This is a genomic window from Bradyrhizobium sp. PSBB068 (genome assembly GCA_016839165.1).
GTDB lineage: Bacteria > Pseudomonadota > Alphaproteobacteria > Rhizobiales > Xanthobacteraceae > Bradyrhizobium.
In genome coordinates this window covers 1,553,589-1,565,604 of the sequence record CP069300.1, presented here as the reverse complement: position 1 = coordinate 1,565,604, position 12,016 = coordinate 1,553,589, and the positions used below count along the sequence as shown (strand labels likewise).

Below are 12,016 nucleotides of genomic sequence, written 5' to 3'. Positions count from 1 at the left end.
CGCGCCTGCTTCGATGCGCTCGGCCAGGTCGACGGCGCAAGGGACGCAGTGCTCTCCTCGCGCGTGCCGGTGCTGCTGTGGAACGGGCAGGACGACGGACCGCATGCGCCGATGCAGCGCTTCGCGGCGGAGAACGGCCTGTATGCGATGTCGGTCCCCGGCGATCATCTCGGCGCGCTCCTGCAGCACGGCGCCGCGATCGGCCGCGGCATCGGCTCGTTCGTCGGGCGCGGCTAGCACGTCAAGTGGCACGCGACGGCTCGGCTCGCTCGACGCACGCCGCCGACATCGCGGGATTCAGGTTGACTGCACTGCGCCGTTCTCATGCCCGCCTGCGGCGAAAAGCGGCCTGGAACATTTGGGGCATGGACGGGATCATGTAGGATAGCAGCACGATCTCCGCCGGCGACGCAGCCGGCCGCCCCTGGAACTGCTTGATGACCGCGCATGTCATAGTAACCGACGAAGCCGCCACGCGCGTGATCCGGCTACGCCGGCCCGAGAAGAAGAACGCGATCACCGAGGAGATGTTTCGCGCGATCAGCGAGGCGATCGACAGGGCGCAGAACGATCCGAGGATCCGCTGCCTGATCATCACCGGCGGCTCCGGCGTGTTCACCGCGGGCAACGACATCGAGGACCTGCTCACGCAGGGCACCTCGACCGGCGAGACGCCGCCCGCCTCGGACCTCGTCAAGTTCCTGTATTCGCTGGCCCACAACGTCAAGCCGATCATCGCCGCCGTCGACGGCGTCGCGATGGGGATCGGCACCACCATGCTGTTTCACTGCGACTATGTGCTGGCCAGCACGACCGCGCTGTTCTCGACGCCGTTCTCCAATTTCGGCCTGGTGCCGGAAGGTGCCTCCAGCCTGTTGATGCCGCGCACGATGGGTCACCAGCGCGCTTTCGCGATGCTGGTGATGGGCCGCACCATGTCGGCCGACGATGCGCGCGTCGCCGGCTTCGTCAACGCCGTGGTGGCGCCTGGACATGCCGAGGTCGAGGCGCACAAGATTGCGCGCGAGATCTGCGCGCTGCCGGCCGAGGCGGTGGCGATCTCGCGGCGCCTGATCCGGCTGCCGCCCGAGGACGTCGCCCGCCGCATCGAGCAGGAGAACCATCTGTTCAGCGAGCGGATGCGCTCCAAGGAGGCGGTCAGCGCCTTCACGGCATTCCTGGCGCGCCCCAAAGATTGAGCGAAGCGTCGGGATTGAAACGAAGCGTCGCAAAATTGTAGTGGCGTCGCGCCATGATCGTGTGTTCCATGGACAGGTCATGAGACAGCCCCGCCTGACACTAGTCGCCGCGCTCTGCGCGCTCGGCCTCGCCGCAACCGGCCCTTGCCTGGCACAGAGTGCCGCAGCGCCGGTGGACCTGCGCATTCTCGCGATCAACGACTTTCACGGCTACCTGCGACCGCCGCCCGGCGGCATCCGCATCACCGATCCCGCTGATGCGACCAGGAAGATCATGGTGCCCGCCGGCGGATCGGAGCGGGTCGCCACCGTGGTCAAGCAGCTGCGCGAGGGACACAAGAACAACATCTTCGTCGCGGCCGGCGACCTGATCGGCGCCAGCCCGTTCCTGTCGGCGATGTTCCATGACGAGCCGACCATCGAGTCGCTTTCGATGATGGGGCTTGCGATCTCCTCGGTCGGCAATCACGAATTCGACGAGGGCAAGGATGAGCTGCTGCGGATGCAGAATGGCGGCTGCCACCCGATCGACAAATGCCAGGGGCCGCATCCCTTCCTGGGGGCCAAATTCCGCTACCTCGCCGCCTCCACGATCGACAAGGCGACCGGCAAGCCGGTGTTTCCGCCCTACGAGATCAAGGAGTTCGACGGCATTGCGGTCGCCTTCATCGGCCTGACGCTGAAGAACACGCCGAACCTGGTGTCGCCGGCCGGCGTCGCCAGCCTCGACTTCCGCGACGAGGCCGAGACCGTCAATGCGCTGGTCCCCGAGCTGAAGGCGAAGGGCGTCGAGGCGATCGTGGTCTTGATCCACGAAGGCGGTTTTCCGACCGGCGACTACAATGAATGCCCCGGGATCTCCGGGCCGATCGTCGACATCGTCAAGAAGTTCGATCGCGCGGTCGACGTCGTAATCTCCGGCCACACCCACCAGGCCTATATCTGCGAGATCGACGGACGGCTCGTCACGTCGGGCGACAAATACGGCACGCTGGTCACCGCGATCGATCTCCAGCTCGATCCGAAGACCCATGACGTTATCAGCGCCAAGGCCGACAACACCATCGTGAAGATCGGCGGCACCGCCAAGGATCCCGAGCAGAGCGCGCTCCTGGAATCCTATGACCGGCTGGCCGCGCCGATCGCCAACCGCGCGGCGGGTTCGGTCACCGAGACGCTGTCGCGCACGCCCGGCGAGACCGGCGAAAGCGTGCTCGGCGATATCGTCGCCGACGCGCAGCTCAGCGCCACCAGCTCGGAGCCGAACGGCGGCGCGGTGATCGCCCTCACCAATCCGGGCGGCGTGCGCACCGACATCGTCAAGCGCGAGGACGGCGCGGTCACCTATGCCGATATCTTCGCAAGCCAGCCGTTCCGCAACCAGCTCGTGACGATGACGCTGACCGGCAAGCAGCTCAAGGACGTGCTGGAGCAGCAATGGGCCGACCCGAAGCGGCCGCGCGCCCTGCAGGTCTCGAAGGGCTTTGCCTATGCGTGGGATGCGGGCAAGGGTGACGGCGAGCGCATCATCGCCGCGCGGATGTCGCTCGACGGGAAGCCGATCGACCCGGCCGCGAGCTACCGCGTCACCGTGAACAATTATCTCGCCGAAGGCGGCGACGGCTTCACGGTGTTCAAGGAAGGGACAGCGCAGCAGTTCGGCATCTACGACGTCGATGCGCTCTATGCCTACTTCAAGGCCAACAGCCCGGTCGGCCCGACTGCCGGCAAGCGGATCGAGCGGGTCAACTGAGACACCGCATATGACTGTCTCCTCGTCGTTGCGGAGCACGAAGCGACGAAGCAATCCATTTTTCAGCTTGCGCGGAAAGATGGATTGCTTCGCGGAGCCTGTCATCGGGCGCGCATTCGCGCGACCCGTTGGTTCGCAATGACCGGGATAGCGCCGGGCTGTTGCCCCCGGCCGCCGTCCCGAAAAGGTGAGGGCCGGGTCAGAGCGGGCCCTTTCCGCTGGGCCGGTAACCGCCTACATTAGGGCGTCCTCGCACGCGCCTCCATTGCGCCGGGAAATTGCATGACACTGCTTCTGACGCACCCCGCCTGCCTCGATCACCTGACCCCACCCGGACATCCCGAACGCCCCGACCGGCTGCGCGCGGTCGCCGAGGTGCTTGGCGAAGACCGTTTCAAGGCGCTGGTGCGCGACCTCGCGCCGGAAGGCGACCTCGACACCGTGTTGCTCTGCCATGGCGAGCACTATGTCGGCGAACTGCGCCACATCGCGCCGACTTCGGGCATGATCTATATCGACGGCGACACCTCGATGTCGCCGGGCACCTGGGAAGCCGTGATGCGCGGCGTCGGCGGCGCCGTGGCCGCCACCGATCAGGTGATGGAGGGCAAGCACCAGAACGCCTTCGTCGCAGTGCGCCCGCCCGGGCACCACGCCGAGAAATCGACGCCGATGGGCTTCTGCTTCTTCGACAATGCCGCGATCGCCGCGCGCCACGCGCAACGCAAATACGGCATCAAGCGCGCCGCGATCATCGATTTCGACGTCCATCACGGCAACGGCACGCAGGACATCTTCTGGGCCGATCCGACCGTGATGTACTGCTCGACGCACCAGATGCCGCTGTTCCCCGGCACTGGCGCTGCCGGCGAACGCGGCGAGCACGACACCGTCGTCAACGCGCCGCTGGCGCCCGGCGACGGCGGCGCCAAATTCCGCTCCGCGTTCGAGAACCTGATCCTGCCGCAGCTCGAGAAGTTTTCCCCGGAACTCGTCGTCATCTCGGCAGGCTTCGATGCCCATCACCGCGACCCGCTGGCGTCGATCAACCTGACGGGTGAGGATTTCGGCTGGGTCACGCGCAAGCTGATGGATCTCGCCGACAAGAGCGCCGGCGGGCGCGTCGTCTCCGTCCTGGAAGGCGGCTACGACCTCGAGGGCCTGAAAGAGTCGGTAGCATCTCACGTCACCGCATTGATGGGCGGATAAATACCCGCCACAATACGCCCGCAAAAATTCGATTGATTCTGCGCCGGGGTAAGCATGGCCCGCGACGGGTCATGCTTGGACGACAAGATCCGATCACGGTCTGATCGGCGCACTGGGAACAGATAATGGCCGAAAATACTCAAGCCGACGTCAAGAAGCTCTCCTTTGAACGCGCGATCGAGGAACTCGAATCGATCGTCAAGCGGCTCGAGGACGGCAAGGTACCGCTTGAGGAATCGGTCGCGATCTATGAGCGCGGCGAGGCGCTGAAGCGGCGCTGCGAGGAATTGCTGCGCCAGGCCGAAGCCCGTGTCGACAAGATCACCACCGACGCCTCCGGCCAGGCGTCCGGCACCGAGCCGCTCGACGTGCAGTAGCGCCGCCGCCGCATGCGACAGGATGTCCGCCAGGGCGGGCAATTATTGCTGCGTATTTCCGTCGGATCGATCGCGCCATGGAGCGACCGTGGCGACCGGTGCGGCCGCGAATCGGACCGTTCCGGACCGGCCAGCTGCCGCTAAAATAGCCAAATTGGAACCCGCCCCAGGCCCCAACCATTGAAAAGTCTAGGTTTTTTCAAGGCAGCGCATAGGAACCCTGCGTGCCCTATCGGGTTGGCTTTGGCTACGGCTTTGGTGTAATGCTTCCAGTTCTATGGGCATTTGAGGGTGGCGGGCGGCCCGAAATATTCGGGCGGCATGCGTCTCAAATGGTTCGACAAAACTGAACCGGGACGGGTGAAGAGCGACCAAGGTGATGCGTATCACGTGGTCCAATCCGGAGTGAATCTAGGCTTACAACCAGGCACGGTCTGCCGGGGCGGCACCCAGTGTCTGGCATTCGCTGCGCGATGTGCGCGCCAACCCATCTCGCGTCGGGCGGTTCGTTCCGACAGGCAAAAATTGGAAATTCGCAGTGACCACATTTAGTAAAACGCCGCTTCTTGATACTATTCACACGCCCGATGACCTGCGCAAGCTGAAGGTCGAGCAGGTGCGGCAGGTTGCCGACGAGCTCCGCCAGGAAACCATCGACGCCGTGTCGGTGACCGGCGGCCATTTCGGCGCCGGCCTCGGCGTGGTCGAACTGACCACCGCCATCCACTACATCTTCGACACCCCGCGCGACCGCCTGATCTGGGACGTCGGCCACCAGGCCTATCCGCACAAGATCCTGACCGGTCGCCGCGACCGCATCCGCACCCTGCGTACCGGCGGCGGCCTCTCCGGCTTCACCAAGCGCACCGAGAGCGACTACGATCCGTTCGGCGCCGCGCACTCCTCGACCTCGATTTCGGCCGGCCTCGGCATGGCCGTGGCGCGTGATCTCTCCGGCGGCAAGAACAACGTTATCGCCGTGATCGGTGACGGCGCGATGTCGGCGGGCATGGCCTATGAGGCCATGAACAATGCCGGCGCGATGAACTCGCGCCTGATCGTGATCCTCAACGACAACGACATGTCGATCGCGCCGCCGGTCGGCGCGATGAGCGCCTATCTGTCGCGCCTGTACTCCGGCAAGACCTACCGCTCGCTGCGCGAGGCCGCCAAGCAGATCAACAAGCGGCTGCCGAAGATCCTCGCCAACCGCGCCAACCGCGTCGAGGAATATTCCCGCGGCTTCATGATGGACGGCGGCACGCTGTTCGAGGAGTTGGGCTTCTACTATGTCGGCCCGATCGACGGTCACAATCTCGACCATCTGCTGCCGGTGCTGAAGAACGTTCGCGACATGGAGACCGGACCGATCCTGGTCCACGTCGTGACCCAGAAGGGCAAGGGCTACGGCCCGGCGGAAGCTTCCGCCGACAAGTACCACGCCGTCGTCAAGTTCGACGTCGCGACCGGCACCCAGGCCAAGGCCAAGCCGAACGCGCCGGCCTACCAGAACGTGTTCGGCCAGAGCCTCGTCAAGGAAGCGCAGAAGGACGACAAGATCGTCGCCATCACCGCGGCGATGCCGTCGGGCACCGGCGTCGACATCTTCAACAAGGCATTCCCGGATCGCACCTTCGACGTCGGCATCGCCGAGCAGCACGCGGTGACGTTCGCTGCGGGCCTCGCCACCGAAGGCTACAAGCCGTTCTGCGCGATCTATTCGACCTTCCTGCAGCGCGGCTATGACCAGGTGGTCCATGACGTCGCGATCCAGAGCCTGCCGGTCCGCTTCGCGATCGACCGTGCCGGCCTGGTCGGCGCCGACGGCGCGACCCATGCCGGATCGTTCGACAACGCCTATCTCGGCTGTCTGCCGAACTTCGTGATCATGGCGGCCTCCGACGAGGCCGAGATGGTGCACATGGTCGCGACCCAGGTTGCGATCAACGATCGCCCGAGCGCGCTGCGCTATCCGCGCGGCGAGGGCCGCGGCGTCGAGATGCCGGAAGTCGGCGTTGCCCTGCCGATCGGCAAGGGCCGCATCATCCGCGAGGGCAAGAAGGTCGCCCTGCTCTCCTTCGGCACCCGCCTCGCCGAGTGTGAGAAGGCGGCCGACGAGCTCGCCGCCCACGGCCTCTCCGCCACCATCGCCGACGCGCGCTTCATGAAGCCGCTCGACGAGGAGATGATCATGAAGCTCGCCCGCGACCACGAGATCCTGATCACGATCGAGGAAGGCTCGATCGGCGGCTTCGGCTCGCATGTCATGCAGTTCCTGTCCGACAACGCGATGCTGGACAGCGGCATGCTCAAGTTCCGCTCGATGATCCTGCCCGACGTGTTCCTCGATCACGACACGCCGGCGGCGATGTATGCCCGCGCCGGTCTCGACGCCAAGAGCATCGTTGCCAAGGTGTTCGAAACCCTCGGCAAGGACTACAAGACCGAGACCGTCAAGCTCGCGTAATCGCCTTCCACCTCTCTCCCACCGGGGAGAGGTTTCAAGTCGATCTTGTCCTGAGCAAGTCCATGAAAATCTATCTGGCAGGTCCTGACGTGTTCCTGCCGGATGCCGTGGAGATCGGCCGCCGCAAGGCGGAGGTTTGCGCCTATCACGGGCTCACCGGGCTCTATCCGCTCGACAACAGCATCGATCCCACCGCCGCCGGCGCCTCGCTCACCATCTTCAAGAGCAACGAGGCGATGATGGAGTCTGCCGACGCCATTATCGCCAATTTGACGCCGTTTCGCGGCCCCAGTGCCGACGCAGGCACCGTCTATGAACTCGGCTACATGGCGGGGCGCGGCAAACTGTGCCTCGCCTATTCGAACGATCCCACGTCCTACGCCAATCGCGTGGCACGGCTCGGCCAGGTCGTGCCGGCATCCGACGGACGCCTGATCGACGCGGAGGGGCTGACGGTGGAAGAGTTTGGATTGCCGGACAATCTGATGATGATGCACGCGCTCGATTTACACGGCAGCCCGCTGGTGACGCCGCGGGAGCCGTCGGCCGATCTCTGGCACGACCTCACCTCCTTCGAGGCCTGCGTGCGGCTCGCCGCCGCGCAACGCCGGCAGAGCGCCAAGTGAGCAAGCAAGTGAGCAAGGCAGGCGGCAACGACGCATCCGCCGGCAAGCGCATCGACGTGCTGCTGGTCGAACGCGGCCTGTTCGAAAGCCGCGCACGGGCACGCGCCGCGATCGACGCCGGCCTCGTCACCGCCGACGGCAAGCAAATCGCCAAAGCGTCCGAGATCGTCGCGCCCGGCGCTGCACTCACGGCCGAGCCGGCGCATCCCTATGTCTCGCGCGGCGGCGTCAAGCTCGCCGGCGCGCTCGAGCACTATCCGATCGATGTCGAGGGCCATGTCTGCCTCGATGTCGGCGCTTCGACCGGCGGCTTCACCGAAGTGCTGCTCGCCAATGGTGCGAGCCTCGTGTTCGCCATCGACGTCGGCCACGGCCAGCTGCATCCTTCGCTGCATGGCGATCCGAAGATCGTCTCCATGGAAGAGACCGACATCAGGAACTACGAGGGCAAGCGGCTGCCGGCGCGGCCCGACATCGTCGTGATCGATGTCAGCTTCATCTCGCTCAAGCTGGTGCTGCCGGTGGCGCTGTCGCTGGCGGCGGCCCCGATGCATCTGCTGGCGCTGATCAAGCCGCAGTTCGAGGCGGCCCGCAAGCACTCCAAGCGCGGCGTCATCCGCAACGCGATGGTGCACCAGGAGATCTGCGACGATATCGCGGCCTTTGCCGCCTCGCTCGGCTGCACCGACATCCAGGTGTTCCCGTCATCGATACCGGGCGGCGACGGCAACATCGAATTCTTCCTCGGCGCGCGCCGTGGCTGAAATCCTCACCATCGACCATGTCGGCCACCGCGGCGACGGCGTCGCGATCGACGGATCGCAGTCGATCTTCGTGCCTTATGCGCTGGCCGGTGAAACCGTCGAGGTCGAGGACGTCCCCGGCAATCATCCCGACCGGCGGCGGCTGCTGCGGGTCACGCAGCAAAGCCCCGAGCGCATCGCGCCGTTCTGTCCGCATTTCGGCGTCTGCGGCGGCTGCGCGATCCAGCACTGGAACGAGGAGCCCTACCAGGCGTGGAAGCGCAACATCGTGGTCGAGACGCTGGCGCAGGCCAGGATCGCGGCCGAGGTTGCGCCACTGCTCGACGCCCATGGCGCGGGCCGTCGCCGCATCACGTTGCACGGACGCATGGGCACCCATGAGGTCCTCAAGGTCGGCTTCGCCGCGGCGGGGTCGCACGACATCATCCCGGTCGACCGCTGTCCGATACTCGATCCTACGCTCGACGGCGCGCTCGAGGCGGCATGGACCGTCGCCGAGCCGCTGATTGCGATCGGCAAGCCGCTCGACATCCAGGTGACCGCGACCCTCAACGGTCTCGACATCGACGTGCGCGGCTCCGGCGCGCTGCCGACCAACCTGATCACCACTCTGTCGCGCGTCGCAGAAAAGCACCGGCTGGCGCGGCTGACGCGGCACGGCGAGTTGGTGCTGCAACGCGGCTCTCCCGACGTGGCGATCGGAACAGCCAAGGTCGTGCTGCCGCCGGGCTCGTTCCTGCAGGCCACCCTCAAGGGCGAAGAGACGCTTGCGGCGCTGGTCCGCGCGCATTGCGGCCGCGCCAAGCATATCGCCGACCTGTTCTGCGGTGTTGGCCCGTTCGCACTGCGCCTCGCGGAGAAGGCGCGGGTCGCGGCCTTCGACAGCGACGCCGGCGCGATCGCGGCATTGCAGAAGGCCGCACAGTCGACGCCGGGGCTGAAGCCGCTGAAAGCCGAGGCGCGCGACCTGTTCCGCCGCCCGCTGATGCCGCAGGAGTTGCGCGACTATGACGCCGTCGTGTTCGATCCACCGCGGCAGGGCGCGCAGGCCCAGGTCACGCAGTTGGCGGCAAGCAAGGTGCCGGTGGTCGTTGCGGTGTCCTGCAATGCCGCAACATTCGCGCGCGACGCGAAAACCCTGATCGACGGCGGCTACAAGATCGCTGATGTCACCCCGGTCGACCAGTTCCGTCATACCCCGCATGTCGAGCTGGTGGCGCGCTTCGCACGCTGAACCATCGTTGCGCCTATCGCAGCGTGCGGCGGTCTCGCCATAATCTGCATCGCATGTCCCACGAAGAAATGATGGGTTTCGCTGCGCTCTATCCAGCCCACATGATCTACAAGATCATCGTCCCCAGCGATCCTGCCAGATCTTCTCGCCGATCGTGCAGCTGACCCGCGGCTCCTTCTCGGCGGTCCGCACCACCGGGCGTTCGGGAGTGCGGCCGGCGACTTCGAGCAGCAGCTTGGTGCGGATCGCCTCCTTGAATTTCTCGCGATCCTTGATCGTCACCACGAAGGAGCCGGGCCCGCCGATCACGCAGTCTTCGTAGTACCAGTCGAGATTTTCGATATCCATCGTCGAGTAGGACGGCTCCTTCACCATGATCGGCAGGCCGTTGATGACGATGCCCTTGTCGAGCGCAGCATCGCGGGCAGGCGTGATCGGCGCGCCGTTGTTGTTGGGGCCGTCGCCGGAAATATCGATCACGCGGCGCAGGCCGCGATGCGGATTGTCATCGAACATCGGGATCGCGAAATAGATCGCGCCCGAGATCGAAGTGCGCGAGGCACGGCGCACCGGCGTCTTCATGATCTCGGCGGAGACCGCGTCGGCCGATTCAGGGCCGTCGATCACCCGCCAGGGAATGATGACCTTCTGGTCGTTGGAGGCGGCCCACTCGAAATAGGTCACCGAGATCTTGCCGTTCGGACCGGCCTTCAGCGCCTGCAGAAATTCCTTGGAGACGATCGCCTGCGCGTAGCCCTCACGCTGGATCGCGAGCTCGTCCATGTCCATCGAATAGGAGACGTCGACCGCGATGATCAGCTCGATATCGACGCTTGGCGTGGATTCCTTTTCGGCCAGCCGGCCGGTCTGTGTACCCGGGCCCGGCGCGGCAACACCGGCCACATCGCCGCTGGCCAACATGCCCGCGACAAGCACAGCTCCGATCGAGACATACCAGCGCATTGCGGCCCTCCCGTCGTGTGATGTCATGGTGACACGCAAATCAGGCGGCGAAAAGCGCAGATATCATCTATCCTTCACATTCAAGTTAGGCACCTGCAGGCTGGACGTCACGCATGAGACGACACGCGCCGTGCCGTTGCCGCAATGACGCCGTGCAAATCGAACGGTTCCAAGATGTGCCGGAAGACGGTATTCTTACGGGCAATCGCGAGGGAGTGCGATGCCCGATACCGTCGTCAAGCCGAAAACCAGGACAAAGACCAAGGTCGAGCGGCCGCGCCTGCACAAGGTGATCCTGGTCAATGACGACTACACGCCGCGCGAATTCGTCGTCACCGTTCTGAAGGGCGAATTCCGCATGACCGACGACCAGGCCTACAAGGTGATGTTGACCGCGCACCAGCGCGGCGTCTGCGTGGTCGCTGTGTTCACCAGGGATGTCGCCGAGACCAAGGCGACGCGCGCCACCGACGCCGGCCGCGCCAAGGGCTACCCGCTGCTGTTCACCACCGAGCCGGAAGAGTAGCCAGCCCTCACCGCTCCGCGGGCTGAGCGAGTTGCGCCCGCTGGCTGAGCGCGATGTCGGCGACGACGGCGCCCATCACCAGCGCGCCGCCGATCATGGCGCGGAGCGACGGCACTTCGGCAAATGCCAGCCACACCCAGAACGGCATCAGCGGCGTTTCGAGGGTTGCAATCAGCGATGCCTGCGCGGACGGCAGCAATCTCGAGCCGACCGTAAACAAAGTCAGGCCGAGTCCGACCTGGCATGCGCCGAACAGCGCGAGCACACCGAGATCGGCACCGCCGACCGCACCGATGTCCTGCCCGAACGGAACGCTGATCGCGCTGCCGAGGAAGTTGGAGAGTGCCGCAGCCGCGATCATCGGCGTGCCCCTGTGCCGCCGGATCACCACCGTCATCAGCGAGATCGCCAGCACCATCACGCAGGCAAGCCCGATGCCCCTGTAATCCGTGATGCCCCCGGCGCCGCTGACGGTGATGGCGACGCCCGCGAGCGCGACCAGGCTTGCCAGCAAGGTGCCCGGCCGCGCCTGCTCGCGCAGCCAGAGCCAGGCGATCGCAGCGGCCGCAAACGGCTGCATCGCGATCAGGATTGCGACATTGGCGACGCTGGTCAGTTGCAGCGCCGGAATGAACGTCACCATGCCAAGGGTCGAGAGACCGGCCACCAGCCATCCGCTCAACGGCATCGCGACGAGATCGCGCGCGCCGCGCCGGCCCTGCGTCGCGACCAGGAACAGCACGATCGCGCCGCCACCGAACAGCCCGCGCCAGAACAGGATGGTCCAGGAATCGAAGTGCAGCAGCCGGGTGAAGAACGGCGCGGTGCTCCACGCCGCCGCGGCCGCCACGACCAGCGCAATCCCGGTGCGACGCTGCGCGTCGGTGTCAGTCACATC

11 protein-coding genes and 1 pseudogene are annotated in these 12,016 nt (G+C 65.6%); 10 read left to right on the top strand and 2 right to left on the bottom strand.

The window, feature by feature from the left end; genetic code table 11:
* From JQ507_07460 to JQ507_07420, 9 genes and pseudogenes are all read left to right on the top strand, one after another.
* Window positions 1-237 (top strand): annotated as a pseudogene (locus JQ507_07460) (alpha/beta hydrolase).
* A 200-nt stretch (window positions 238-437) separates the two neighbouring features.
* The gene (locus tag JQ507_07455) at window positions 438-1,199 is read left to right on the top strand and encodes a crotonase/enoyl-CoA hydratase family protein (GenBank protein QRI71314.1); all 762 of its coding nucleotides are present in this window, start codon (window positions 438-440) and stop codon (window positions 1,197-1,199) included.
* Window positions 1,200-1,278: 79 nt separating this feature from the next.
* On the top strand, window positions 1,279-2,952 hold the full coding sequence (locus tag JQ507_07450) for a bifunctional metallophosphatase/5'-nucleotidase (protein ID QRI71313.1): 1,674 nt from the start codon (window positions 1,279-1,281) through the stop codon (window positions 2,950-2,952).
* A gap of 282 nt (window positions 2,953-3,234) precedes the next feature.
* On the top strand, window positions 3,235-4,161 hold the full coding sequence (locus tag JQ507_07445) for a histone deacetylase family protein (protein QRI71312.1): 927 nt from the start codon (window positions 3,235-3,237) through the stop codon (window positions 4,159-4,161).
* A gap of 125 nt (window positions 4,162-4,286) precedes the next feature.
* On the top strand, window positions 4,287-4,538 hold the full coding sequence (locus JQ507_07440) for an exodeoxyribonuclease VII small subunit (GenBank protein ID QRI71311.1): 252 nt from the start codon (window positions 4,287-4,289) through the stop codon (window positions 4,536-4,538).
* A 538-nt stretch (window positions 4,539-5,076) separates the two neighbouring features.
* A complete protein-coding gene (dxs, locus tag JQ507_07435) occupies window positions 5,077-7,005 on the top strand; it encodes a 1-deoxy-D-xylulose-5-phosphate synthase (protein ID QRI71310.1) in 1,929 nt (642 codons plus the stop codon).
* A 62-nt stretch (window positions 7,006-7,067) separates the two neighbouring features.
* Complete coding sequence (locus tag JQ507_07430) at window positions 7,068-7,631, top strand: nucleoside 2-deoxyribosyltransferase (protein ID QRI71309.1); 564 nt, start codon at window positions 7,068-7,070, stop codon at window positions 7,629-7,631.
* Window positions 7,632-7,639: 8 nt separating this feature from the next.
* Window positions 7,640-8,395 (top strand): TlyA family RNA methyltransferase, encoded by a 756-nt coding sequence (locus JQ507_07425; protein QRI73238.1) that lies wholly within the window; start codon window positions 7,640-7,642, stop codon window positions 8,393-8,395.
* Window positions 8,388-9,629, top strand: a complete 1,242-nt coding sequence (locus JQ507_07420) for a class I SAM-dependent RNA methyltransferase (protein ID QRI71308.1) — start codon at window positions 8,388-8,390, stop codon at window positions 9,627-9,629. The genes JQ507_07425 and JQ507_07420 overlap by 8 nt, the downstream gene beginning before the upstream one ends.
* 114 nt (window positions 9,630-9,743) lie before the next feature.
* Here the strand turns inward: JQ507_07420 and JQ507_07415 are convergent, their stop codons facing one another.
* Entirely contained in the window at window positions 9,744-10,592 is an 849-nt protein-coding gene (locus JQ507_07415) for a DUF1194 domain-containing protein (protein QRI71307.1), read from the bottom strand.
* A gap of 220 nt (window positions 10,593-10,812) precedes the next feature.
* Between JQ507_07415 and clpS the strand changes: the two genes are divergently transcribed.
* Window positions 10,813-11,118, top strand: coding sequence for an ATP-dependent Clp protease adapter ClpS (gene clpS, locus JQ507_07410; protein QRI71306.1), 306 nt, complete (start codon window positions 10,813-10,815; stop codon window positions 11,116-11,118).
* A 7-nt stretch (window positions 11,119-11,125) separates the two neighbouring features.
* On the opposite strand, the gene JQ507_07405 is transcribed toward clpS, so the two are convergent.
* Window positions 11,126-12,013 carry an EamA family transporter gene (locus tag JQ507_07405; GenBank protein ID QRI71305.1) on the bottom strand — a complete coding sequence of 296 codons (888 nt, stop codon included), beginning with the start codon at window positions 12,011-12,013 and terminating at the stop codon, window positions 11,126-11,128.
* Window positions 12,014-12,016 lie beyond the last annotated feature (3 nt).